Genomic DNA, 26,084 nt, shown 5'->3' with positions numbered 1-26,084 from the left:
CTACTATGGCTACAAAAAATACAACGTTTACAATGAATGAATCTTTCCCTATGAATGCATGGTATGCAGTCGCTTGGGATGTAGAATTAAAACATGCACTACTTCCTAGAACTATTTGTAACAAAGCTTTAGTACTGTACCGCAAATTAGATGGTACGGCTGTAGCGCTTGAAGATGCGTGCTGGCACCGTTTACTTCCGTTATCTAAAGGAAATTTGCGAGGAGACACAGTAGTTTGTGGCTATCACGGTCTAGAATATAATAATGAAGGGCAATGTACTTATATGCCCTCTCAAGAAACCATAAACCCTTCTGCATGCGTACGCTCCTATCCTATTGTAGAAAAGTATCGTTTTGTCTGGGTTTGGATGGGTGATCCCGCATTAGCAGACACCAGGAAAATACCAGATATGCACTGGAATAGTGATCCTGAATGGGCAGGTGATGGTAAAATGATAGAGGTAAAATGTAATTACAGATTAGTTGTAGATAATCTAATGGATTTAACGCACGAAACTTTTGTACATTCAGAAAGTATAGGCGATCGCAATGTAGCAGAAGCACCGTTTGACGTACATTATGATGATAAAACTGCAACAGTTACCAGATGGATGCGGGGAATAAAACCACCTCCTTTTTGGCACCGCCAGTTAAACAAAAAGTTAAAATTTGACGGTCTGGTTGATCGCTGGCAAATTATAAAGTTTGAAGCTCCTTGTACCGTAAATATAGATGTGGGCGTTGCCATTACAAATACAGGTGCTCCTCAGGGTGATCGCTCTCAAGGCGTTAATGGATATGTACTTAATACCATTACCCCTTCAACCAACCAAACCTGTTATTATTTCTGGGCTTTTAGTAGAAATTATAATCTTAAAGATCAAAGTAATACTACCGAATTGAAAGATGGCGTGACATCTATTTTTGCGCAAGATGAGATCATTCTCGAAGCTCAACAAAAAGCTATAAATGCAAATCCTACGCGGGAGTTTTATAATCTCAATATTGATGCAGGTGCAATGTGGGCAAGAAGAATAACAGACAAATTAGTTGAACTAGAAAATCAATACTAATGCGCTATAGAAATTCTTGGGAAAACGCTACAATTACCAGTACAGAACTGGTAGCAAACAATGTTATTAAAATTGAGATTCAACCAGAAGGCGGTGTAAAAAAATTTACGGTTGGCTCACACATAGATGTTTCTGTATTAATTAATGGAACTACAGAAATACGCAGTTACTCATTAGTAGGTCAATACCATCCTAAAGCTCCTTACACAATTTCAGTAAAACGTCTAATTTCTAGTCGTGGTGGATCTAATTATATGTGGTCATTAAAAAAAGGTAGTCAATTAAAAATTTCACAGCCTACAAATCATTTTGAGTTGAGTTATACTACACGTAATTATATACTAATTGCAGGAGGTATTGGGATTACTCCAATTTTAGGTATGGCAGAACAATTAAGTTTAAGAGAGGGAATTAGTTTGCGTATGCTGTATTTAGATAGAAACAAGGCTGAAATGCCATATATACAGCATTTAAAAAATATTTTAGGTAATAATCTTGAGATACATTACAGTGATACAACAGGCTATTATGATGTAAATCAACTTATTAAAATTGCTCAAAAAGATACACAGGTCTACTTGTGTGGTCCTTTGAACCTTATGAATTCCATTCGCAAAATATGGGAAGCAGGGCCTTATGAAAATTCACATTTGCATTTTGAAACGTTTGGCGCTTCGGGGTTGTTTGCACCACAAAATTTTAAAATAAAAATTCCGCGATTCAATAAGGAGCTTAAAGTAGGTGAAAATCAAACTATTTTACAAGTACTTGAACATGAGAATATAGAAATTATGTATGACTGCAAAAAAGGAGAATGTGGTTTATGTCAAATTGAAGTTTTAGAATATACTGGTGATCTTGATCACCGTGATCTGTTCTTTAGTGAAGAAGAAAAAGGAGAAAATAAAAAAATGTGTGCCTGTGTAAGCCGGGTTGCTAATGGATATGTGGTAATTGATACCGCCTACAGAGGGGGTATTTAAAGCAAAAAATAAATATGAAAACCAACTATAAAATACAAGGAACACCTAACAGCCCTGTGCTTTTATTTTCAAATTCGCTGGGGTCTTCTTTACATATGTGGGATGCGCTGGTTCCTTACCTACTACCCTACTTTAGAGTGCTTCAATACGATACCCGTGGTCATGGAGAAAGTGATTGTACACCAGGCCCATACACCGTAGAAGTTTTGGGTAATGATGTGATTGACCTCTTAAATTTATTAAAAATTGAAAAAGTTTATTTCTGCGGCTTATCAATGGGTGGATTAATTGGTCAATGGTTAGCTGTTAATCATCCTGAAAGACTTCATAAACTCATAATAAGCAATACAAACTCAAAAATAGGAACTGAAGATGGCTGGAATACCCGCATAAAAACAATTAAAGAAAATGGATTTGATGCGATTTCAAACAGCACTATGGAGCGCTGGTTTACAGATGATTATAGAAAAGAAAAACCTTCTCGCATTGCAGAATTAAAAGCTATGTTTCTAGCAAATTCTGTTGAAGGGTATACTGCCTGCTGCGCAGTAGTACGTGATGCAGATTTTAGAGCTAGTCTTAAAACGATTAGCACCAAAACTTTAATTATTACCGGTGATGAAGATGATGTAACTACTGTGGCTCAAGCTGAAATATTACAACAGGAAATTAAAAATTCAGAATTAAAAACTTTACCTGCTCGCCATCTTGCCAGTACAGAATTTCCACGGGAATATGCAGAAATACTAATAGACTTTATAGTAGGAAATACAGCATTTGATCGGGGAATGCATGTACGACGTACTGTTTTAGGTGATGCACACGTAAATAAAGCTTCAGAATCTAGTAATGAGTTAAATGGTGATTTTCAAGAATTTATTTCGAATTACGCCTGGGGCGAAATCTGGACACGGCCGGGATTGCCTAAACACAGTAGAAGTCTTATAACACTCTCCATGCTTATCGCATTAAACCGTAGTGCCGAATTTAAAATGCACGTACGCGCTGCATTTAATAATGGAGTTAGCGTTTCAGAAATTAAAGAAGTGATTATGCAATCTGGCATTTATTGTGGATTACCGGCAGCAAATGAAGCCCTGCATAGTGCGCAAGAGGTAATGACTCAATTAGGAATAAAATTTTAAAATAATGATTCAATTTCACACACAAGTAGCGATCATAGGTGCTGGTCCGGCTGGTTTAGTTTTAGCAAATTGGCTAAAAAAATACGAGATCTCTTCAGTAATTATCGAATTGCGTTCTCGTGAATATGTTGAAGGTCGTGTACGCGCAGGACTTGTAGAGCAAAATACTAAAGATATACTTAGAGAATTGGGTTTAGACGATCGTTTAAACAAGGAGGGAATCGTTCACGATGGAGTTTATTTAAGCTTTGATGAAGAGCGTATACACATCCCTTTTGGTGAATTAACAGGTGGTAGAACCATAAGTATTTACGGGCAGCAAGAAATTACAAAAGATCTTACCGATGCGTGGCTAGCAGATGGTGAGACGCTGCACTTTGAGACTAAAGCTACTAAGATTGTAGATTTTGACACCAATAGTCCTAAAATTCATTTTGAAAAAGACGGTGAAGAAGGAATAATAAATTGTGACTTTGTCGCTGCTTGCGATGGTTTTCACGGTATTGGTAGAAAAACGCTACCCAAAAAAAGTTTTGAGTCGTATAATATTACCTATCCATTTAGCTGGTTAGGAATTTTGGCAAATGTAGCCCCTTCAACAGATGAGCTCATTTACGCATATCATCAAAATGGATTTGCGTTGCATAGTTTACGCTCTGAGACGGTAAGCAGATTGTATGTGCAAGTAGATAATGAGGAGTCTGTAACTAATTGGTCTGATGATCGTATCTGGAATGAACTGACTACACGTCTTGCCGCTCCGGGATTTGATCTTAAAGAAGGTCCTATTTTTGAAAAGAGTATCACTCCGATGCGTAGTCATATGATAGATACCCTGCGGTCTGGGCGATTAGTATTAGCCGGTGATGCAGCTCATATCGTACCACCTACTGGAGGTAAAGGAATGAATTTGGCAATTGCAGATGTAAAACACCTCGTAGATGCATTTGTAGATTTTTATAAAAATAATTCAGAAGTAAAGCTTGATAATTATACGCAAACTGCACTACAACGAATTTGGCGTGCACAGGACTTTTCAAATTTTATGACCAAATTATTTCATAAACAAGATACTCATGGGTCCTTTACCTACCGCTTACAAAAAGCAAAATTTGATTATATAAAAGCATCAACCGCTTATAAAACTACGATTGCAGAGAATTATGTAGGGCTACCTTTTGAATCGTTTATAAATTAAAAAAATTATGAAAACAGTACCTGTTATAAGTGCAGAGCAAGCAGCAGCATTGATAAAGAATGGTGATGTAATTCTAGGCGGAGGTTTTGGTATGACCGGAAATCCTGTAAATATTATTCATGAACTTGCAAAAACGACTACAAGAAACCTAACCTTTATTGCAAACAATGTAGGTGAACCCAATATGGGTGGTGGTAGATTGCTCAATAATGGGCAATTGAAGAAAATGGTTGGTTCTTTTTTTACCTCTAATAAAGAGGCTGTATTAGCTGCTCAAGAAGGTATAGTTGATTATGAACTGCTACCTCAAGGAACATTAGCCGAAGCAATACGCGCTGGTGGTGCAGGTATTGGCGGCTTTTACACACCTACTTCGGCAGGAACTTTAATTGCTGAAGGTCGAGAAACTAAAATTATTAATGGCAAAGAGCAGGTTTACATAGAAGGAATCCGCGGAAATGTTGCCGTAATACGCGCCTGGAAAGCAGATACTGCAGGAAATTTGCAATATCGTATGACAGAGCAGAATTTTAATAGAGCCATGGCCACGGCTGCAGATCTTGTAATTGCCGAAGTACAAGAAATTGTACCTGTAGGCATATTAGACCCTAACGAAATTCATACACCCGGTTGTTTTATAGATTATCTAGTAGAGCGCAAACTAACTGAAGACGATTTAGGATCTTCGGCCTCAGTAGGATCGTCAAAAGTAATTGACGAGAAACGTATAAATATGGCAAAAAGGGCATTCGCCGAATTAAAAAAAGGTGATGTAGTAAACCTTGGTATTGGGATTCCTACTCTGGTGGCAGACCTTATAAAACCCGAAGATGGTATTATTCTACATACCGAAAATGGGATGCTGGGTGTAGGCCCAGAACCATCAGACGGCGGTGGTGCAATGCATTATCCCGTGAATGCAGGTAAAGTACCGGTTACTGCCTTATCGGGAAGTAGCTACTTTGATAGCGCAGAAAGTTTTGCGATGATACGCGGAGGGCATATAGATGTTGCCATTATGGGCGGTCTCGAAGTTGATGCACAGGGAAATCTGGCCAACTGGTCAGTTCCCGGAAAACCACTTTTAGGAGTGGGTGGCGCTATGGATCTCGCTTCTGGTGCTAAAAAATTAATTATCACATTGGGACATACAGACCGTAGCGGAGCTTCTAAAGTTGTCGAAACATGTACCCTACCCATTACAGATTATAATTGTGTTGATGTTCTTATTACAGAACTCGCCGTATTCAAATTTATTAATGGTAAACTAACACTGGTTGAAATCCTTCCGGGAAGTACCCTAGAAGAAATACGCCAAAAGACTGAAGCACATTTTGTAGAACAATTAGAGACCACATAAGATGAAAGAAGCCTATATAGTTGACGCACTACGCACGCCCATAGGAAGTTTTAGAGGATGCTTATCTCAGGTACGAGCAGACGACCTTGCTGCTATTCCTATAAAAGCATTGCTTGAGCTATATCCTAATTTGCCTAAAGAAGCAATTGACGATGTAATATTGGGGTGTCACAATCAAGCGGGAGAAGACAATCGTAATGTTGCACGAATGGCATTATTACTAGCCGGTTTGCCTTACTCGGTTTCTGGAGAAACTGTTAATAGACTATGTGCTTCCGGGATGTCTGCTGTTATTCACGCTAATCGTGCTATAAAGACCGGTGATGGTGATGTATTTATATCTGGAGGGATTGAACACATGACACGTGGCCCTCTTGTAGTTTCTAAAGCTTCTTCGGCATTTGGAAATGATTCGCAATTGGTAGACTCTAGTTTTGGTTGGCGCTTTGTCAACAAAAAACTAAATGCGATATACGGTACAGATGCAATGGGTATTACTGCAGAAAATCTTGCAGAACTTTATGCTATAAATAGAGAGGATCAGGATTTGTTTGCTTACCATTCTCAAATGAAAGCTGCAAAAGCACAAGAATTAGGAATACTTGCAGAAGAAATATGTCCTGTTGAGATTGAACAGCGAAAAGGACCTGCGATAATCGTTGATCAAGACGAATTTTTAAGACCCAATACAACTCTAGAAACACTTGCTTCTTTGCGTACTGTATTTAAAAAAGAAGGCACTGTTACTGCCGGTAATGCTTCCGGTTTAAACGATGGTGCTGCAGCGATGTTAGTAGTTTCAGAAGAGGCATTAAAAAAATACAGTTTAACACCTAAAACACGCATAGTTGCTTCAGCAGTTGTAGGTGTCGAGCCCCGGATAATGGGTATAGGTCCGGTTTACGCAACACGTAAGGTTTTGCAAAAAGCAGGGCTTACGCTAAACGATATGAGTGTCATGGAGTTTAACGAAGCTTTTTCTGCACAAGCTTTAGCATGTACACGCGAATTAGGATTAGCAGATAATGACCGTAGAATTAATCCTAATGGAGGGGCTATCGCTTTAGGTCATCCTTTGGGAATGTCTGGTACACGTATTCTACAAGCAGCAACTAATCAACTCATTCGCACAGGCGGTCGGTATGCTCTTGTAACGATGTGCGTAGGTGTAGGAATGGGTTATGCAACTATTCTTGAAAATGTAAATACGTAAAATTGTAAACTATTTATTGAAGGTAGTTATCTTCTATACATTCCCGCGATTGAGAGAATATGTGGTATTGTAATAGCGATTGCCACACATAGCAGTATATTAAGCATAAGAGAAGTATTTTCAATTAAAAAAACTATTGAAAATAAGCTGGTAAGCGCTATCAAATAAATGCTTCCGCTTTGAATAGCTAACGATTTAATATTGTGACTATTAAATTTATTTTTGATTAAAATATATTGCGCTTTTAAAGAAGGAATACTGTGCCAAAATATAAAATAAGTGGTGAAGCCTATAAGCAAATTAGTAGAAGTAAATAACGCAGCTATTAGAAGTAACTCAAGCTGAATGAGTATAAGACTTTTAAATGAAATGATCTGTAAAGTGGCCAAAGACAAGAGCATCATAAACTGCATAATAAGACTACCTACGCATAGTATTATAAAAGTTTGTTGTTGTATTACCGGTAACTGAAGTTCTCTTAAAAAACTCAGTGTTTCTGCATAATTAAAAGTAAAAAGCAATAATAATATACAGTTACCAAAAACGAAATAAAGTAATCCGTTCCATTTAAAATTTGTAAAAATCCGTTCTTCAAGTTGTTCTTCGCCAAAATGGTAAGCACTGAATAATACAAATGATATCAAGCAAATTTGCGCAGATAAAAGATATAGAAGAACAAATATACCTACCACGCCTAAATATAAAATTAATCGGCTCAGTAAACTAAAACGCCTTAAGGTTGGGTTGAGCCGGTGTAGGTGAAGATCGTTACAACCGTGAATTATACCAAATGTAACAATTAAAAAAAGTGCTGTTTTAAAAACAAGATTACCCGCTAATAATTCATTGGCAAAACTACCAAGGATTATTAGTATCACAGATAAGCTTATAGCTAGTATTTTTATCATATTATAGTTTTGCTTGCAGCATAGGGATTTGAAGCTTAGTTATACCATTAATTGTATTGACTATTTCTAATGATTGTATTAAATGCGCACATACAATAGGATCTTCTTTAATATAACGATACAGCTCGAGGTAACAATAATCACGTAGTGTTTCTAAATCAACTATTTTAAAGCGAAAGTTGTTATTGTTTTCCGTTTTAAAAAGATTAAAAGTTTTTAATTCTGAACGGTCTATAAATAGCTGGGTGATGTAATCTATAATCGTAATCGCAGTCCCGGGGTCGTTGATCGCGGGAGACATTGCCTTCACTCCTATTTCAACAAGATGTTTAAATCCTGTCTCAATAGCTTCCATAGGTACTGTGTGGTCTATTGGAAAGAGGTTGTAAATAGATTTTTGTACTTCGGGTGATACGGGCTTGGATATCGAAATTAATTGCTCATTTTTCCGAACAAATGCGCCGGGATATTTGAGTAAAGAAATTGAAACCTGATGCTTATCTAAAATCCGTTCTACTTGTTCTAAATCTGGCATCTTTAAGTAACCCACTTCTACTGAAACGAGATCTAAGGTAGAATTAAATATCTCATCTGTGTGATGTAGGTTTGATTTGTGCTGTATAAATTTTTGAATATTATTTCTAGATTCTATATAAGCCTCTTTAACAATATAATTAATGTGAATGCTTCTTGATACACTATGAATAAAATAAATAAAAAGTAAAACACAAATAATTCCAAAAAACACTCCTAATGGTGCTGCAATACCTGGAAAGTAGGTGCTGTTTTTTGCATTAAGTGCTATTGACAGAGTCATCGCGTAAATAAGCGTACCGCTAGTAAAACCTAAAATAATCTGATGATGTTTTTCGCTTAAAATCATAGGTATTAAGCGCGGCGAATAGTTATTTATATTTCTATTTAAAACATTCATAACCATAGTATAGCTAAAAATAGTAAGTGTAAAAATACCTCCAATTATAAAGGCTAAAACAAACTGCACATCCTCTTTATCATCAAAGGAAATATTTTTTAAAAAGTATATCTCATCATAGTTAATGTCTACTGAGATAATAAGTACGGCCAATACAAAAAAGCAAAGCGCCAGCACCGAAGGTACTAGCGCTATACTTTGAAGTATTTTCTTTAAAACTTTAAGCATATAAAACTAATTTCTTAAATCTGTATCTGTGCCTATAGCTACTCGTCCTAAAACCTTTTGAGCCGGTAAATAACCTGCTTTAGCACTTTGATCCAAAGCAATATAGGTAATCATCAACCCATAAATTACTTTAGATGAGATATCTGCAACAGTAAATAACGCCTGTCTTAAAACAACACCGTCTGCACTGTTCATAAATACGGGTACTAAATAAGCGATAGGATATAACGTCCACGCAAACATCATTAACCAAAATACATTCATAACACGTCCCGAAGTTCGGGCATCCATTGTTTTTTTACCTTCAGCGATAGCTTTACCTACAATAAAATTCATAATGATAAAGAATACAGTACTAATTGCACCCCAAATCATAAGTTTACTGGTATCTTCTACTTCGTATAATTGTCCTATATATCCTGTAATAATCATTCCCCAAGCTGACAGTATTAACCAGGTTGCTTTTGATTTTAAAGCAGATCCTCTAAAATTAAGAATTATTAGAAGCTGAGTTAATAAACAAGGTATAGTGACCATCCAGTTTACGTATCTAAACCCATTACTAAACGTAAGATTTGTTAATGAATAATTTGTACCATTAAATTTGAAAGCATCTGTCCATAAACCGGCTTGGCTCACTAGAATAAGACCGGCAGAAACCATGACTATACACGATAATGCTGTTGCAACACGATATTTAGGAGCAACAAATTGTGACATTATTAAAAAGAAAACTAAGGCTGCAAGATGTGCTCCCACTCCCATAGTTAATAAGTGGTCAATTGCTTCAAACTGACCTACTGAGTACTCAAATAAATTTTCAATGTTTTTCATAGCTGATTAATTAGTTAATAGTAATTTTTTTACGAATCTATTTCAATCAGCAATTTGATATTGTTAACGTTAATACAAATAGGAATTTGTTACCAAAGAATTGTGAGAAATTGGGAAATATCAAGGCAATAAACCAAAGTAACGGCTTCTATTTCGTTAGCATTTTCTCAATATTGAAAATCTTAATCCAGTAATTTTAGAATTTTAGTCTCTGCTCTTGCCCACTTAGAATAGACTTCTATAGGTTTGGGATATTTCAGTTTATACTCTTCAATTTTCCACGGAATATGAATTAATTCATCATTAACAGCTGCAAGTTCAGGAATCCATTTTTTGATATAATTTGCAGCTTTATATTTTATAGATTGATTTACAGGATTAGTATACCAGATCTCATAAGCCTGCATATGCCAATTCATCCAATTAGATGAAACATCATAATCAATTAGCTTACTTTCAAAATACGCCGCTCCCCAGGTCCAGTCTATTTTTAAATCGTGTATAAAGTAACTTGCGCAGTTCACCCTACCCCGATTGCTCATATATCCTGTTTCATTTAATTGGCGCATATGCGCATCTATAAAAGGAATTCCTGTGGTTCCCGCGCACCAGCGTTCAAAATATTCAGTATTATTCTCAAAGGGTACTTCTTTATTTTTGTATCCTTCGGTTTTAAAAATTGAATTCCCCATACGCATTCCTTTAAATGTAAAAAAGTCACGCCATACCACTTCAAATACGAGCCACCAGGTACTTATATTCTTTTTGATATTTTTTTCATATGCTTTAACCGCATAGTAAATTGTTCTGGTAGAGATGGCTCCCACAGCTAAATAAGGCGAAAGTTTACTGCTATAATCTAGACCTAATGATTTATTACGGGTCCATTTATATGAGGTAAGTAATTCAGTTTCTACCGTGTAATAATTAAGTCGTTCTAAGGCTAAATCTTCTCCTCCATTTACATAAAGATTTTCACTTTGATCATCTAAAACTTCGAAATTAAACTGAGTAGCTTCTGGTAAAGTTCCCCAATCGTTAAGAGGAAGGATTTCAATTTTCTTCGGAATATCAAATGCAGCTCGCACCTCTGCTTCTTTAGTGGTGTTTATTCTAAATGCTTTACTGGTTAATGGTATTTTATCAATTGAATATGGAATATCATCAATATGATACAGTGTTTTCCCCCATATAAAATCATAAGTTACTTCTTCAGGAAGCTGTGGCTTAATAGCATCGACTATTTTTAATTCTTCTGAAGCATATTCCTGTTCTGAAAACAGCTTTGTGATTTTATATTTTTTAATAAGTTCTGGGATGAGCTCTTCGGGATGGCCAATTTCTATTAGTAGATTTGCTCCTAAATTTTGAAGGTTTGTTCTCAAAACGTCAACGGTTTGTTTTAAAAATTCAAACCTATTTAATCCATCTTTGGGAAAATTATATGCTGTATTCGCAAATAACCTGGGATCAAAAATATAAACCGGTAAAATACTTTCACAAGAATTTACAGCTCGGCATAATGTCTCATTATCTAATAACCGGAGATCATTTTTAAACCAAAGTAAGCCTTTCTCTTGTGTCATAACAGGTATCTTAAAATCACATAAAATAGTTGCGCGAATTGTGACCTGAAATTAATAGCTTAATTCATTTTAATCTAAAAGCTTATGAGAATTTAACGTGTATGCGTTATAAAAATGTAAAAACTCAATTAGGCTAAATCAAATTTAGAAACCCCTTTAGTATTGAGGTATTGTAGTATACTTCGGTTTGTAAAATATGTGTTTTCCTGCCGTTCTATAAAGGCTTCAAAATCTTCGATTGATTTTACAGAATACTCTAGTGGAATAAAGCCAAATCCCATATAAAGACCATCACGCACAAGCACAAAAGCTTCTTCGTTAATAGTACGGCCGGTAAGCTTTAAAAAATAGGATTCTTTTTTTGCGCTAAGTGTCTCAAATGCTTTTTTTGCTCTTTGGTTATAAACTTCTTTGTCTTCAAGACCTTTACAAACACCTTTGCACAAAGGGCTGCTGCAACTTCCTGAACTCCGTTCTAAACCTGCAAAACGGTAACATAAACTAAATTGCAAAGCAAGATTTTTAAGCTTCACCAAAACCGAATCTCGGTTAAATGAAATACTGTGTTGATTGTCTGAGTAGTTTTTCTCTTTAGGTGCTAATCTAAAAACACCCTTTTTATCAATTCGTGATTCTATCGTCCACGGTAAAATAGAATCTATCTGCTGCGTATTGTAAAGCGGTTTAAGTCTGGATATATCTGCAGATTCAAGAAGTAACGATATGAGTTCGTTACCGGTTTCTTTATATTCTAATGAGAACGTGGCAGCGGTAAGTTCTACTTCAAAAGGGAGTTTGCTAAAAAAATGGGCCTTTACCCGCTCTTTTAGATTTACTGCTTTGCCTACATAAATCACAGTTTTTTGATGGTCTAAAAAATAATAAACTCCGGGCTTGGCTGGTAAATCATCTAAGTTTAAAACTGTTGAAAACTCCGCTACATTTTTATGTTGGGTGCTTGCTGTATCTGCCGGAGATAATTCTAATAGCTCATAAATAGCGAGTAGGGCTTCCGCATTTTTACCTTGTTTTTCAGGTTTGTATTCTAGAGAGAGTTCCTCTAAAGTTTCCACCAGGTCGTGCTTTTTAGCGACTATACCCCTTCTTAAAAGTAGTTCCAGAAGTATATTCTGAGACTTATTAAGAGGAAGTCCTACTTCTCGTAATGATTTGCGCCAAATCATTTCAGAAAATTTATCGAAAAAGTATACTTCTGCTCCATCAAGCAATGCTAAGGCCTGCGGTAGGCAATCTATAAAACACAGCTTATTGCGTAATTCAGCATTGGTATAGCCGGCCCACTCTTCCTCTTTTTCGCTTAAAGCAAATACGGGTTTTACCCGAATTTTTAACTGCTCAAGAATACGGCCATCATCTACTAAGACGATTGAAAATGCAAGGATTTCTGCATATTTATAATTATTAGTAGTTGCTTGTATATCTAAGAATGCTATCATTAATGGGGCCTATCGGAAAAATTCCAAAATTATGAAATAATTCCTACATTTGTAAGGTGATTGAGAAAAGTAACTATTCAGAAAATTATAACCAGAAACAGCGCGAAGCGATTGAGTTTTCAGGTAAACATCTATTACTACTCGCCGGTGCCGGTACAGGGAAAACAAAGACGATTGTAGGTAGGGCAGAATATTTAATAAATAATGGTTTTAGACCCGAAAAAATACAAATTCTAACTTTTACTAAAAGAGCTGCAAGTGAGATTGTAGAACGCGTGAAAGCAGGAATTGCAGATCAGGATGTGCGTGCACTTAACGGCTCTACATTTCACAGCTGGTGTAATCAGCTCATTATAAAATTCCCCAATCTTTTTGGAGCAGCCAACTATACGGTAATTGATCCTGATGATCAATTGAGTTTGATGAAAATGGCATGTGGCACCGCAAAAGAGGATTATGGTAAAACCAGACTTAAACCACAACAGCTATTAGATCTATTTTCTTTTGCCAGAAATACCCGTATAAATCTTACAGAAACTCTTCGGAAAATTATCTTTAAAGGGAAAGATGATTTGCAAACCACAGAAGACATTAATACGCTAAAGCCACAGGTAGAACTGCTCATCAAAGAATATCAAAGTCAAAAAATGCGCCAGCAGTATTTAGATTACGATGATCTTCTTTTAGTAGTTGCAAACAGGCTTAATAAAGATGAAGAAGCACAACAGATTCTTGCTAAAGCATACGATCATATTTTAATAGATGAGATGCAGGATACAAACCCGTTGCAATGGTATTTGCTTAAACCTTTTGAGCACATTTGCAATTTGTTTTGTGTGGGTGATGATGCGCAATCTATTTATAGTTTTAGAGGGGCAGATTTTAAAAATGTGCATTTGTTTACAGAGCGTATTAAAGATTCTGAAATCAAAGTTTTAGACAAGAATTACAGGTCTACACAAGAGATTTTAGATATCTCAAACTGGCTACTGATAACCTCTCCTATTAATTACAATAAAAAACTAAACGCGAGTCGTGGTCCCGGAAAAATACCAACTATACTTAATGTTGCTAATCAATTTGAAGAAGCAAATTATATCGCAAATCATATATTAGAGAGTTTCTCTGAAGGCGGAAATTCGTTTTCTGAATTTTTGATTCTCAGCAGATCACAATATTATACACGCCCATTGCAGGCTGTATTTCTTCAGAAGAAAATACCCTATCAGACCTTTGGCGGAAGAAAATTTCTAGAAGCCGCTCACATTAAAGATCTGGTAGCGGTATTGCGCGTTATAAACAATCCGTTAGATGAGATTGCCTGGATTCGGTTTTTTACATTTATACATGGTATAGGTGCTGTTAAGGCAACAAATTACATGTCTGAAGTTATGCGTATAGATCGGGAGAATGTAGATGTGGTAGATCTTACCACCATTATTCCTGGTAAAGAAGGTCTTAAAGCTAAAAGTTATTACGACGCAGCTTATGAGAACAAAGGCAACGTAAAACAAGCTATCAAAGACCTGTACAAGATAATGGAATTTGACCTGGCTATGAAGTACAGTAAAGACTGGTATGAGAAACGTAAAGGAGATTTCCCGGTTCTTGAAATTTTATCTGAAAATTACTCAACGTTGGGTGAATTTATTTCTGAAGGTATTCTTGACAATTCGGCAAATGTCGCAGGAAGTAATACGCTGGGTGGCTCAAAAATTAACACTGCAGAACTTAAAGATCACGTGACGATCTCAACCGTACATTCCGCTAAAGGTCTCGAGGCAGATGTATGCTTTGTACTTAATGTTTCTCCTAAAACCTACCCATCTGCCTATAGTTTAGGAAATAATGATGAAGTTGAAGAAGACCGTCGCGTTTTATATGTGGCATTAACGCGGGCTAAAAATGATCTTATTATTACGCGTTCTAAGGAATCTATTAACGCATATCATCATCAGACCGATGCAGAAGAAGATGACACATCAAAAAGCGCCTATTTTTTAGAAGGACTTCCAGAGCATTTAGCTCATCAAACTTCACCAAAAAGTTTTACGGCCACCGTTGAAGACGCGAAGAAGGTCAAGCCTATTGATTTAGATTTAGGAATGGATTTTAGCTAATCATCTTAAGTTTTTATTAGTATCGATTTATGTATTATTTATAACTATTTAATATTTCGTTACAAGATACACCGACATCATAAAACTACTTTTACAAAAATCTTTCAAAGAATTTAAATTCAAACGGAAAGACTAACAAAAGAGCTTATGAAATCACTTAAAAATCACAATAGCGACCACTTCTCCGGTTTAAATAATCTGGAAGATTTTATAGTTGAAAGCGACCATCCTTGTGTAATGGCCCAAACTGTCTTTAAAACAAAAGCGGTACGTCATTTTAAGTTTGACAATATAGAAAATCCTTCAAACGATCATATCATTCTCCATAGATTGAAGAGGTATATTGATGCATATGATTTTGATTCTAAGAAGTTTCAAACTTTTATAATTGAATTCACAAGCGATTATTTTAAGTCTGAAATAGAATTTGAAACTGATTTGTGGAACTTTCTAGGTCGTCTTAAAAAACACGATAAAACAGAATGGGATCCTTCTGTAAGTGCTGATGTTACTGATGCTAATTTTAGTTATAGCCTTCTAGGTAAAGCTTTTTATATTATAGGAATGCATCCTAATAGTTCTAGAAATGCACGAAAAACAAAAAACGTAACTTTAGTCTTCAATTTGCATCATCAATTTGAAATTCTAAGAAATATGGGCGTTTACGGTAATGTACGTGACCGCATACGTAAAAGAGATCTAGAAAAAAACGGATCAATAAATCCTATGTTGGCAGATTTTGGTAACAGTTCAGAAGCTTTACAATATAGTGGAAGACAAGTAACTGAAAAATGGGAATGTCCTTTTAAACATTAAATTATGCTGAAAACAATACCAATACAATCTGGAGATTCATTCACTTTAAAAAAAGGTCAATTTTTAAAAGTAATTGATATTAAAGGAGAGCAAGTAAGTGATCTTGTAGTCTTTAATGCTAACGATTATAACGAGAAAATTTCCGCTGGTAAAAGTATGGATTTTGAAGAATCGATTCTGTTAACTACAGGCAATTTTATTTGGAGTAATCTAGGGAATAAATTATTAAAAATAATAGAAGATACAAATGGTCGTAATGATTTCTTATTAGCGCCTTGTTCGCAAGAAACATTCGAGATTATGTATGGCATTAAAGAAGAACACCCCAGCTGTTTTAATAACCTCACGAATGCTCTCAAAAAATTTGACATTCCATATTACGACATTCCTACAGCATTTAATGTTTTTATGAATGTTCAATTTGATCAGGCCGGAAAAATTTCAGTCTTACCTCCTACTTCTAAAGCGGGAGACTATGTGATTTTTGAAGCACAAATAGATTTAGTAGGTGCCTTGACAGCCTGCTCTGCCAGCGATAGCAATGGTGGTTCTTTTAAACCTATACAATTTGAAATAGTAGATACAATTTAAAAATGGAGTCTATATTAATAACTGTACTAGGAATCATTGCAGGCGTATTTACAACTATAGCAGTTCTTCCTCAGGTTTTTAAAGTTATTAAAACAAAATCTGCAGAAGATATTTCTATCTGGATGTTTGTATGCTTATTAATAGGTGTAGGATCCTGGACGCTTTACGGTATTGTAAAAGAAGACTGGCCTATTATAATTACTAATGGACTATCCGTTTTATTTAATGGTATTATGGTTTACATAAAACTGAAATATTCTAAATAAATCAGATTATGAATGATTTTTTCAAAAAAAATAAACTATCAATTTACGGCGGTTTTCTAACTTTTATATTTTTAGGAATAGGTGTGTTTTTTCTGGGAGATATGAGTGGTTACAAAGCCAAAGAACTTATTGAAGCTTCTCTGTCTGGTATAAATATGTTATGCAATACTATAGTTTTAGGATCTGCCACCATTCTAGCATTACTGCTAACTTTACTAGGAATTAGCACAAGCTCCAATTCAAAATTGAAAAAAGCCCATTATAAACAAGTATTAAACATTGCAAAAATTGATACTATTTTATTTATTTCTGCCTTGATCATGTTTCAAATGTTCAATATTCCTATTACGGAATCTGATAATATGCCTACCGAATGGTTTAAGTATTTATACTGGGTCACTTTATTCTTTTCTTCACTCTTAAGCGGAATGATGGTAACTGTAATTCTTTTGTTATATACAACTGTCACTAATATAATTACAATTGTAGGACTTGGTAAGGATCATTATTTAATCTCTGAAGATGAAATTGAAGAGGAAGAGCAGGATTAAATTTTAAAATAGTAAATCGTATTAATTTAATTAACAAAAAAAAAGGTAACCGCCCGGTTATCTTTTTTTTTGAAGTATTTTTTATGTTTTTCGCTTTTTCTTTTTATCATCCTGATCGCCGTATTGGTTTACGTGCTTGTCTTTTAACGGACCTTTATCAATACTTTTTTTATCTTCTTTTTGATCATTTTTTGTTTTATCACTCATATTCTTATAATTTAAATAAATTACTAATTATTAATATTTACTTCTTAAAGTTGCAAGATTTAGATTTAGATTATAACTCGAAGTATTAGGCAAGAGCAGCATCATTCTGGATTTTGAAGCCTTTATATCAAAATAATAAACGCGCAATTTATAGGTTTCTGAAGATTCTAAATCTGTGAACGATCCGTCGCGTTTTCTAAAACCTCCATTATCTGTATAAGCTAAACTTAAAATGGTTGTGGTATTTAAAAGCGCTATTTTTTCAAGTTCGGCCTCTGAAAATTTATAGCGTTCTAGGAGATCTTTTAAAGTCTTATGATAGTGATTTTGGTTAGATAGTTGCATAGCTATAATATTTTCGTTAGTTATATTTTAAATTTAGCAACTTAAATTCAAACGTTATTTCTGAAATATTATAATTGTGCAAAATTTAATATTATTATATAATAAATTGTTAATCTAAAAACGGTTATTTATAGGTAAATCACTTTATTCTAATTTGTCTCTAAAATATAGAATATTGATAATCATTTACTTAGACGCTAAACGCGTTTTAACTCATAAAATTATATTCAATTTGATATGTATCGTTTGTAATGTTTGATGGTGAACTAAAACTAAAATTCGTTGCAAAAAAGAAGATTTCATTATCCTTAACTATAATTAAAAAGCGCTTCTGAAACTAAGGTAGTTTGAGAAGCGCTTTTATAAATTTCTGAAGTAATTAGAAATATTCCTAAATCTTTACGATTGTAAATTATGTAATATTCCTTCCTCTAGTCCACGAAGTTCTGCAAGGCCTTTAAGACGGCCTATTAATGAGTATCCGGGATATTGCTCTTTACCCAATTCTAGCGAATGCAAAAAACCATGATCAGGTCGTAAAGGCAGATTTATTTTATGCGTTTGCATCAGGTTTACTAATTTTTGCATAATTGCAGCAATAGGATTATCACCGTCAAGGTGTGCAGATTCCTGAAAAATATTTTCATCTGTACGTATAATATTCCGAAGATGTAAAAAGTGAATGCGATCTGCACAATCATCAATTATTTGTAATAAATCATTAGTAGGTTCTGCGCCCAGTGATCCTGTACAATAACATAATCCATTTGCGGTAAGTGGTACTGCGTCAAAAATCTGCTTCAAATCGGCCTGTGTACATACCACGCGCGGAAGACCCATTACCGAAAATGGAGGATCATCAGGATGAATAGCGAGCTTTACATTATATTTTTCTGCTACCGGAGCAACTTCCTGTAAAAAATCAATTAGATGTTTACGCAACTTTTCATCATCAATATCTTTATAGTTTTCGAGCAAGGTCAAAATTTGTTCGGCGGTAAAATGTCCTTTACTTCCGGGTAGTCCTAAAAGAACGTTTTTAAACAATGTTTTCTTCTCAACTTCACTCAAATTTGTACCGTACTTTAAAGCATCTTTTAATTGTTGCTCAGAATAATCGAGTTCACTACCTGGCCGATTTAAAAGATATACATCAAAAAATATGAATGCCGTGTGATCGTATAATAATGCCTGAGTAAGATCCTGGTTTACGTGATTGTGATGTGTGCGTACCCAATCGAGAATAGGCATAAAATTATAAGTGATTACGTATATCCCACATGCTGCTAAATTTGCAATGCTCGTCTTGTAATTTGCTATATGTGTTTTATAATTTCCATTTTGTTTTTTTATGTCTTCACTTACCGGCAAACTTTCGACCACTGTCCATTCTAATCCTTCTTTCTCGAGCAGAGCCTGTCGCTCCTGAATAGCCTCAATACTCCAAACTTCACCTACCAAAATTTCGTGCAACGCAGTTACAATACCGGTTACTCCGCACTGTCTAATGTCGCGAAGTGCAATTGCATCACCGGGTCCAAACCAGCGCATAGTCTGTTGTGTTCTAAATTGTGTTTTCATAATGTAGAATATATCTTTAAAAACCAATTGAATTACCACCATCTACACACATCACAACTCCGGTAACAAACTTAGCTTCATTTCCTGCAAAGTAAAATACGGCATCTGCAATATCTGAAGGTTGCCCCATTTTGCCCATAGGCGTTCTGGAAAACACTTTATCTTTACGCTGTTGATCACTGTTTAAAGCTTTTGCTGTCATAGGTGTTTCAATAAAACCGGGAGCGATACAGTTTACCCGTATGTTAAATTGAGCCAGATCTACAGCCATTGCACGCGTCATCCCTTCTATTGCAGTTTTACTGGCTGAGTACGCGATTACCTTAGGAATACCGTACTGAGCTGCCATAGAGCTTATATTTACAATATTTCCGCCTCCGTTTTCCTGCATTACCTTTACCACTTCCCTGCTTATAGCAAATACACTTTTTACATTAGTATGTATGATTTTATCGAAGTCTGCATCGGTAACCTCAGTAAATTCTTTTTTCATATTTATACCAGCGTTATTTACTAAAACATCTATGGTAGGTGATTCTTTAGCAATGTCTGCGATCAATTGCGGTATAGCATCCAGATTATCTAAATCAAATACTACCGGAATTGCATTTGTACCCATCTCACTACAGACATTTCGTGTTTTTTCGTCATTACGACCTATTACGTAGGTACGATAGCCTGCATTGCAGAATTTTAATGCGGTCGCGTATCCCAATCCTGAATTACCACCTGTAACTATTGCCGTTTTTAAACTCATTAACTCTTTATATTTTAATTATTATTTTTTGATTTTATAGATTTTAGCGTTCTATCACTATTTTTTTAACCGAAGTTTTATTCTCAGACTTTACTTTTAATATATACATTCCCACAGCCAAGTCAGACACACTAAAATTACCTGAATCTGAACTTTTGATAATTTTTGTTTTAAGTATTTTGCCCTGAAGATCATAGATTTCAAGTGTTACTGGCCCATTAGCTAAGGAATTAAAATCAACATTTAAAATATCATTAACTGGGTTTGGCCAAACTGAAAATGCTGCTACACAGTCATCACAAATATCTAAGGCTAAAGATTTGTTTTCATAAAGATCTTTTACGCTTTCTTCTGTAAGCGTATAATTAAATATTTTAAAGTCATCTATACGACCATTAAAGAGCGCATCTGGCGACTGACTTTTGCCTATGTAATTGAGTATTGGTTTAAAATCTCGTGGTGTTTTTGTTACTGATGTAGATGCATCTACAAGTTCGCCATTTACAAAAAGTTTTCCGCCAGAAGGACTCAAAGTAACTGCAACATGCGCCCATTCATTTTCTGGCAAAGGAGACGTTGCATTAAGATTTTGTTGACCGTTACCATCATTAATGCCAAATCGTAAGGCTCCCGTACTTGCGGCAAATGGCGTCAAATAAACAAACTGCTGATTATTATTTCCGAAGTCAAAGATACGCTGCCATGCAGCTCCACCTCCCCAATATACCCATGAAGCAATAGTTATTTCCTGAAAGTTTACAACATCTGGAGGGAGCTGCAAATAGGTATCAGAACCATTTAACACTAATGCTTGCTCATCTATTTGACCACTATCAAAACTAATATTTCCTGCAACTGCGGGATGATTTAAATTTTCCGAAGAATCTAAAATGTTGTCTTCAAATTTTAAATGTGCTACAAGATTACTAGAACCCGTGTACGTAGCCCTAACTTCTGAGGTAAAGGGAGAGCTATTTAAAGAATAATCTAAAGCTTTAACTTTATAAAAATAATTAATACCAGAAACACCAGTATTATCTACAAAGGCGGTTTCTGTTATACCTCTGGCGATCGTAGAATAAGGCCCTTCTTGTTGATCTGCCCGAATTATAGAATACCCTACTACATCATTCTCTGGACTTGCCGTCCATTCTAAAAGTACAGACTGTGAATTTTCGGTAGCTGTTAAATTTGAAGGAGCACTAGGCTTATTAAATTCTACCGGAGCGTCAACAGGTATAAAACGCCATTGCTGTAAAAAAGCATCTTCTCCTGTTCTTTTATCAAACTGTCGTATATCTGCATTGTCTGTAAGTGCAACCGCTCCCAAGTATTTAGCACTCTGTCTGCAACCTATAAAAAACCAACCATCTTCTTCATATTCTAAATACCAGTCTCTATTTGCTAAATTACTGTCTGCAAATAGAATAATGTTAGCATTATTATTTAACGAGCTAGCATCAAGTGCTACTTTTTGATACTCAAATCCTTTAAGTCCTATTTTGTAATAGGTAAAATCTCCACCTTTATTTACTGGCACTCTATCAAAAACCCACTGTTGCGACGAGGTAGTTCCATCAGAGCCTATATTAATATTGGTTCCATTACTCATACCCCCTCCCGCAGTTTGCAAAACTTTCCCACTTGCCCGGTTTACGAGTTTATAAGTTCCTGCAATGGGAGGTTGAATATCTTCACCCCATTGAATGTTAACCATACGCTCTGCATTAGGTTGATTTTGCCAATAACCTGTTCCTCCGGGAATTGTTATAACAAAATCACGCTGCGGACCATAACCATCAAAAAACACATCTCTGCCTTCTGAAACTAATCTGTATGTAGTTTCTACTGCTTGACGTTCTGAAGCACCTAAAAAGGCCTGTATCTTATCATCTGGCGATTTATATACTGCTGCAGCAGTCCAGTTAGGACGATGTTCTGCATAACCCAGTCGCACCCCATCTGTCGCTTTAACTAATTGCCCACCCGCAAACTCAGGAGTTCCCCACCAGATCCCCGTTTGTAAACCATATTCTGCACCGGCAATTGCTTCTACGAGATTGTGCAATTCATCATTAGATGCGTGAAGATCATCCCCTTTTACCGTAGTATAAAATGCCGTATAATCATCCATCGTACCGGCAAGCTGGTGGGTATTACCTTCCTGAATGCTACTCTTTATTGCATCATACCAGTTTAAAGCTTCCGAATTATTAAGTGTATTAGGACCGCCTATGCGTATATTTTCAAATTCTGGAAGCGTTTTTAATTTTAAAGAAATATCTGCAAATTCCTGCGGACTACCTTTTACGTTTCCATTATCAAAATCAGGCTCGTTAAATGGTGTCACAGTAACAACAGTACGCCCTTTAGCCTGAATTCGTTTAACATAGGCATTTAATAAGTCTGCCCATTTATCTGTGATAAAAATAGAATTAGAATCTCTATATGAAGGGTCTAAAGAACCTATTGATGCAGTTAATGTCACTTTAGTATCGGCGCCGGTAAGATCTAAATATTCAAACCGAACATTGAGGTCATCTATACGACTACCGCTTATATCACCATCATCTGTAAGTGCAGCTGCAGGATTAAATACAAAACGCACCAGATCTACTTGATCTGCACCTATAAAACCTAAACCTCGTAACAGATTTTCTCTACTTCTCCACGCCGTGTCTAGTCCCCAATCAATAGGTGTTGCTATTCCTGATGCCGTAACATCAAACACTAAACTTCTATCTGCTGCACTTTTAACGGTAAGGTTATCACTTGAGCTGGCTTGTGCCCAAGATAATAAAGAATAGAAAAGAAAAGACATGCTAATTAATACTGTTTTCATTTTTGTAGTTTTTTAAATCATAGATACTATTTAGCGGGGCTTTATATATTTAAATCATAGCTAGTGCTTTAAATAGATGATATATCGTATTTGTATATCATCTATTTAAAACAAGTAGCTCTAGTGCAATTCATTTTAATAGAATAAGCCTGAAGTAGGACGGCATATCTATCTCATTATTTTTTAAAAGTAGGATCAGGTCCCATATAAGAATCTTTAAGACCTCCAAAATCAATAACTACTTTTTGAATTACCATACCGGGATTACCTCCTATCAACTTGAGTGTATGCTTGCCCGGTTTATCTATTAAAATTTTGCTTGAATTTATTGTCGCATTGCGTATTACATTCTGCTTCCAATTAAATGAATATTCAGCTGAAGCAGTCTGCTCCCAACTAACACGGCTGTTATCAATTTGTACACCATAAGCGGTACCCGTATTATCGTCTTTACCAAAAACCGGAAGTGCGTAGGTTTGTATAGTTACATAACCAGCTTTATCTGCATAGAAATCATATTCGGTGCTTGTGTTAGCCCAACCATTGTCAATTATAGAACCTAATTGCACACTTGCTCCTGCATAGCCCAACTCATCGATTATCTGAATTTTTGAGCCATTTTTTTCAGTTTTTCTTGAGAATTTAGATGGATCTAAAACCACAACTCCATTTTCTTCAACATATAGTACATCGTTCGCAGCCTCATCTTTTTTAGAATTAATTGATAGATAAATACGCTGCTCTTTCCCTTCGGAAATAATTGTAATCACTTCTTCACTGTTAGCTTTCTCAGGAACTTTAGACCACTCAATACTAACTTCAACAAGATCTTGAGTATTTGTTTTACCGTTAGATTTACTCAATTTGATGTAGGGTTTTGATGCTTCAGCTTTCCAGCTTAATGCCGTGTTACCTTTGTTGTAAATTTCAAATGAATGCGATTTTTGAGTATATATTGAAAACTGCGGAAGCACAAAAACACCTGATGAAATAGTTGAGTTCGGAATAAATATTCCCATTTCAGCTTTCTTTATATTGTCAATTGTTACAGTAGGCGGTAATTGCAATTCTGGCAGTCTGCCGGGAGCAGTCATAATACCTTTCCACTTGCCATTTTCAAGATTGTTATACGTTGCGGTTATTTCCGAGAGACGTTCGTCAAGCATTTGCACTTCTGCAACTAAATCATTTGTTGCGGCTCTGCCTTGTTGTGCATACCATCGGTTTTTTTGTGCGGTAAGCATTTTTACATTTTCTAAATATGCACCCACCACCGGATAATAGACTAGCTGATAATATGCTGATTTCTGAGCTTCCGGAAGTTTTTTATAGATCGTTCCAGCTTTATTAGCAATTGCGGTATAGTCTTGAATACGGTTTTCAGCTTCGTTATAATTTGCAAATGAAAACTCTGTATCTATGATATTTTCTTTAGCATCTAAGCTATTCCATCTCCAGTCCCACCCCATATATTCAGGTTTACGCTCAAAGCCTAAATGAAAATAAGTATTGTAAATTTCCTGAAACTCTTCGATGTACTGTTCACCAAAAATTGTTGCTAAAAATTCAGCATTGTAGCGCGGTAAAGATTTGTAGGTAACAGAATTTATATCCCAGGCAAGATCAAGAAAAAACTGCATACCTAACTCTCCGGGTTTAATATCGCCTACGTTAAGCAACCAATATCTATCTGCACCATTTTGATATGCTTTGTACATCTCTTCATACATTAAAGCCGGTGGTGTGGTATTTAACCATAGATAGTCATTAGGCTCTCCTAAATAAGAAATATGATAATACACTCCTGCTCCACCACGTCGCCGTGCCTCTTTAGGATCACTTAATTTTTTTATATACCCAAAATTATCATCAGGCCATACCAGCGTTACATCTTCGGGCAGCTGCATACCACTACGATAAATGTCTAGCACTTCTTTATAAGGAACAAATATCTGCGGAATTAAATCTGCAGGCTTTTCTATATACTTTGATAAAATCACACGCTCTTCTTCAATTACCTGTTCAAGTACATTAGCTTTAGTATATCCTTCCGGAACATCTTTCATACCGGTATCGTGTATGCCTCGCATACCCACTGTATAAATATTTTCATAAGGAGCCGCCTCTTGAACCCGCTTGTCGAGTACATTTAAAACACCCTTTTTATTAGTTACATAATCCCAATCCCCATCAACATCGTGATCCCATTCTGTAGTATTGTTATATAAAAGAGGCTCTGCGTGACTACTGGTCATCATTATGGCATATTTATCTGCCACTACTTTATTTTCGGGATATTTAAAAAATGCACCGGTAACTTCGTGCATCGCTGGGGCAAGCATATTTGCCTTTAGGCGCAATAGCAATTCGCACACTTTTGCATAGGTGTTTTGGCCTATATCGTTGATTTCAGGATCCATTAACTTAGAAGCCCAGGGCTTTAATCCCCAGTCTTCATCGTTTAGAAATACACCTCTGTATTTTACAGAAGGTGCTTTTGATGTAAAATTAGTTTGAGTGAGCATTAACTCTTTTCGCTTTACAACCGGAACATCTGCCCACCAATACCAGGGAGAAACTCCTATTGTTTTAGAAAGTTCAAACACGCCGTAAGCAGTACCTCTACGGTCACTACCAGCGATCACAAGCAGTTCATCTACCCCTGTAAATGGTTTCTTAATGGTTTGTATCGTATAGCGTTCCCAACCGTTTTTAAGATCTTTTGCATCTAATTTGCCTTCTCGTACCAGTTGTTGCAATAAAATATTAGTATTTAAAGATCCTATAAGGATACCATTAGTTACGGGCAAGTCTGAAATTACCTTTGGTTTACTATCTGTAACACGTTCTATATCTTCAGCGAGTAGATTTGCAGCGATCTCCACTACATCTGCATCTGCACGATCATAATATATAGTTACAGCCTGGCCTGCATTTACTATAGAAAAAGCCTCTTTAGAAGAGGCTTTTTCAGCAAGACTTAGCTGTCCATACATGCTTTTAATACAAAAAACAAAAATTAAACAGGCGAATGCATTTTTCAATTTAATAGTATTCATTTTAATTTAGGATTTATAAGTCTGCATTTA

General features: G+C 35.7%; 22 protein-coding genes and 1 pseudogene. 12 read left to right on the top strand and 11 right to left on the bottom strand.

All coding sequences use genetic code 11. The features are described from left to right. Positions 1–5 precede the first annotated feature (5 nt). The 7 genes and pseudogenes from ACIGAM_RS05765 to pcaF all read left to right on the top strand — a co-directional run bounded on the left by ACIGAM_RS05765 (position 6) and on the right by pcaF (position 6,972). A complete protein-coding gene (locus ACIGAM_RS05765; RefSeq protein ID WP_396510506.1) occupies positions 6–1,073 on the top strand; it encodes a Rieske 2Fe-2S domain-containing protein in 1,068 nt (355 codons plus the stop codon). Next, positions 1,073–2,056 (top strand): PDR/VanB family oxidoreductase, encoded by a 984-nt coding sequence (locus tag ACIGAM_RS05760; protein WP_396510505.1) that lies wholly within the window; start codon positions 1,073–1,075, stop codon positions 2,054–2,056. Before ACIGAM_RS05765 ends, ACIGAM_RS05760 begins: the two co-directional genes overlap by 1 nt. A gap of 14 nt (positions 2,057–2,070) precedes the next feature. After that, positions 2,071–2,805, top strand: a pseudogene (pcaD, locus tag ACIGAM_RS05755) (3-oxoadipate enol-lactonase); the annotation flags it as partial. A gap of 9 nt (positions 2,806–2,814) precedes the next feature. Beyond that, positions 2,815–3,201, top strand: coding sequence for a 4-carboxymuconolactone decarboxylase (gene pcaC, locus ACIGAM_RS05750; RefSeq protein WP_396510554.1), 387 nt, complete (start codon positions 2,815–2,817; stop codon positions 3,199–3,201). 4 nt (positions 3,202–3,205) lie between these two features. Beyond that, a complete protein-coding gene (locus ACIGAM_RS05745; protein WP_396510504.1) occupies positions 3,206–4,399 on the top strand; it encodes a 4-hydroxybenzoate 3-monooxygenase in 1,194 nt (397 codons plus the stop codon). Positions 4,400–4,406: 7 nt separating this feature from the next. Then, positions 4,407–5,759, top strand: a complete 1,353-nt coding sequence (locus tag ACIGAM_RS05740) for a 3-oxoacid CoA-transferase (RefSeq protein ID WP_396510503.1) — start codon at positions 4,407–4,409, stop codon at positions 5,757–5,759. Between the two features lies 1 nt (position 5,760). Then, complete coding sequence (pcaF, locus tag ACIGAM_RS05735) at positions 5,761–6,972, top strand: 3-oxoadipyl-CoA thiolase (protein WP_396510502.1); 1,212 nt, start codon at positions 5,761–5,763, stop codon at positions 6,970–6,972. Between the two features lie 26 nt (positions 6,973–6,998). Here pcaF and ACIGAM_RS05730 read toward each other — a convergent pair whose 3' ends face one another. The 5 genes from ACIGAM_RS05730 to ACIGAM_RS05710 form a co-directional block, all read right to left on the bottom strand. After that, the gene (locus ACIGAM_RS05730; RefSeq protein ID WP_396510501.1) at positions 6,999–7,880 is read right to left on the bottom strand and encodes a Brp/Blh family beta-carotene 15,15'-dioxygenase; all 882 of its coding nucleotides are present in this window, start codon (positions 7,878–7,880) and stop codon (positions 6,999–7,001) included. Between the two features lies 1 nt (position 7,881). After that, positions 7,882–9,042: a DUF2254 domain-containing protein gene (locus ACIGAM_RS05725; RefSeq protein WP_396510500.1), complete on the bottom strand. Its 1,161-nt coding sequence runs from the start codon at positions 9,040–9,042 to the stop codon at positions 7,882–7,884. A gap of 6 nt (positions 9,043–9,048) precedes the next feature. After that, on the bottom strand, positions 9,049–9,876 hold the full coding sequence (locus tag ACIGAM_RS05720) for a bacteriorhodopsin (protein WP_396510499.1): 828 nt from the start codon (positions 9,874–9,876) through the stop codon (positions 9,049–9,051). A 182-nt stretch (positions 9,877–10,058) separates the two neighbouring features. After that, complete coding sequence (locus tag ACIGAM_RS05715; protein WP_396510498.1) at positions 10,059–11,462, bottom strand: DASH family cryptochrome; 1,404 nt, start codon at positions 11,460–11,462, stop codon at positions 10,059–10,061. 128 nt (positions 11,463–11,590) lie between these two features. Beyond that, a complete protein-coding gene (locus tag ACIGAM_RS05710) occupies positions 11,591–12,919 on the bottom strand; it encodes a hypothetical protein (RefSeq protein WP_396510497.1) in 1,329 nt (442 codons plus the stop codon). A 56-nt stretch (positions 12,920–12,975) separates the two neighbouring features. On the opposite strand from ACIGAM_RS05710, the gene ACIGAM_RS05705 reads away from it, so the two are divergent. The 5 genes from ACIGAM_RS05705 to ACIGAM_RS05685 all read left to right on the top strand — a co-directional run bounded on the left by ACIGAM_RS05705 (position 12,976) and on the right by ACIGAM_RS05685 (position 17,263). Then, positions 12,976–15,039, top strand: coding sequence for an ATP-dependent helicase (locus ACIGAM_RS05705; RefSeq protein ID WP_396510496.1), 2,064 nt, complete (start codon positions 12,976–12,978; stop codon positions 15,037–15,039). A 147-nt stretch (positions 15,040–15,186) separates the two neighbouring features. Next, on the top strand, positions 15,187–15,855 hold the full coding sequence (gene gntA, locus ACIGAM_RS05700) for a guanitoxin biosynthesis heme-dependent pre-guanitoxin N-hydroxylase GntA (RefSeq protein ID WP_396510495.1): 669 nt from the start codon (positions 15,187–15,189) through the stop codon (positions 15,853–15,855). 3 nt (positions 15,856–15,858) lie between these two features. Beyond that, positions 15,859–16,446: a DUF1989 domain-containing protein gene (locus ACIGAM_RS05695; RefSeq protein WP_396510494.1), complete on the top strand. Its 588-nt coding sequence runs from the start codon at positions 15,859–15,861 to the stop codon at positions 16,444–16,446. 2 nt (positions 16,447–16,448) lie between these two features. Continuing rightward, a complete protein-coding gene (locus ACIGAM_RS05690; RefSeq protein WP_396510493.1) occupies positions 16,449–16,712 on the top strand; it encodes a SemiSWEET family sugar transporter in 264 nt (87 codons plus the stop codon). 8 nt (positions 16,713–16,720) lie between these two features. After that, a complete protein-coding gene (locus ACIGAM_RS05685; protein WP_396510492.1) occupies positions 16,721–17,263 on the top strand; it encodes a hypothetical protein in 543 nt (180 codons plus the stop codon). 81 nt (positions 17,264–17,344) lie between these two features. On the opposite strand, the gene ACIGAM_RS05680 is transcribed toward ACIGAM_RS05685, so the two are convergent. From ACIGAM_RS05680 to ACIGAM_RS05655, 6 genes are all read right to left on the bottom strand, one after another. After that, entirely contained in the window at positions 17,345–17,470 is a 126-nt protein-coding gene (locus ACIGAM_RS05680) for a hypothetical protein (protein ID WP_396510491.1), read from the bottom strand. Between the two features lie 30 nt (positions 17,471–17,500). Next, positions 17,501–17,815, bottom strand: a complete 315-nt coding sequence (locus ACIGAM_RS05675; RefSeq protein WP_396510490.1) for a hypothetical protein — start codon at positions 17,813–17,815, stop codon at positions 17,501–17,503. A 399-nt stretch (positions 17,816–18,214) separates the two neighbouring features. Next, positions 18,215–19,396 carry a mannonate dehydratase gene (gene uxuA / locus ACIGAM_RS05670; protein ID WP_396510489.1) on the bottom strand — a complete coding sequence of 394 codons (1,182 nt, stop codon included), beginning with the start codon at positions 19,394–19,396 and terminating at the stop codon, positions 18,215–18,217. Positions 19,397–19,412: 16 nt separating this feature from the next. Beyond that, on the bottom strand, positions 19,413–20,153 hold the full coding sequence (locus ACIGAM_RS05665) for an SDR family NAD(P)-dependent oxidoreductase (RefSeq protein WP_396510488.1): 741 nt from the start codon (positions 20,151–20,153) through the stop codon (positions 19,413–19,415). 43 nt (positions 20,154–20,196) lie between these two features. Continuing rightward, positions 20,197–22,995, bottom strand: coding sequence for a LamG-like jellyroll fold domain-containing protein (locus tag ACIGAM_RS05660; RefSeq protein ID WP_396510487.1), 2,799 nt, complete (start codon positions 22,993–22,995; stop codon positions 20,197–20,199). A 176-nt stretch (positions 22,996–23,171) separates the two neighbouring features. After that, positions 23,172–26,054 carry a glycosyl hydrolase 115 family protein gene (locus tag ACIGAM_RS05655; protein WP_396510486.1) on the bottom strand — a complete coding sequence of 961 codons (2,883 nt, stop codon included), beginning with the start codon at positions 26,052–26,054 and terminating at the stop codon, positions 23,172–23,174. Positions 26,055–26,084: the final 30 nt, after the last annotated feature.

The organism is Leeuwenhoekiella sp. NPDC079379 (assembly GCF_044542075.1).
Lineage (GTDB): Bacteria > Bacteroidota > Bacteroidia > Flavobacteriales > Flavobacteriaceae > Leeuwenhoekiella.
This window is presented reverse-complemented; position numbering and strand designations above follow the sequence as displayed.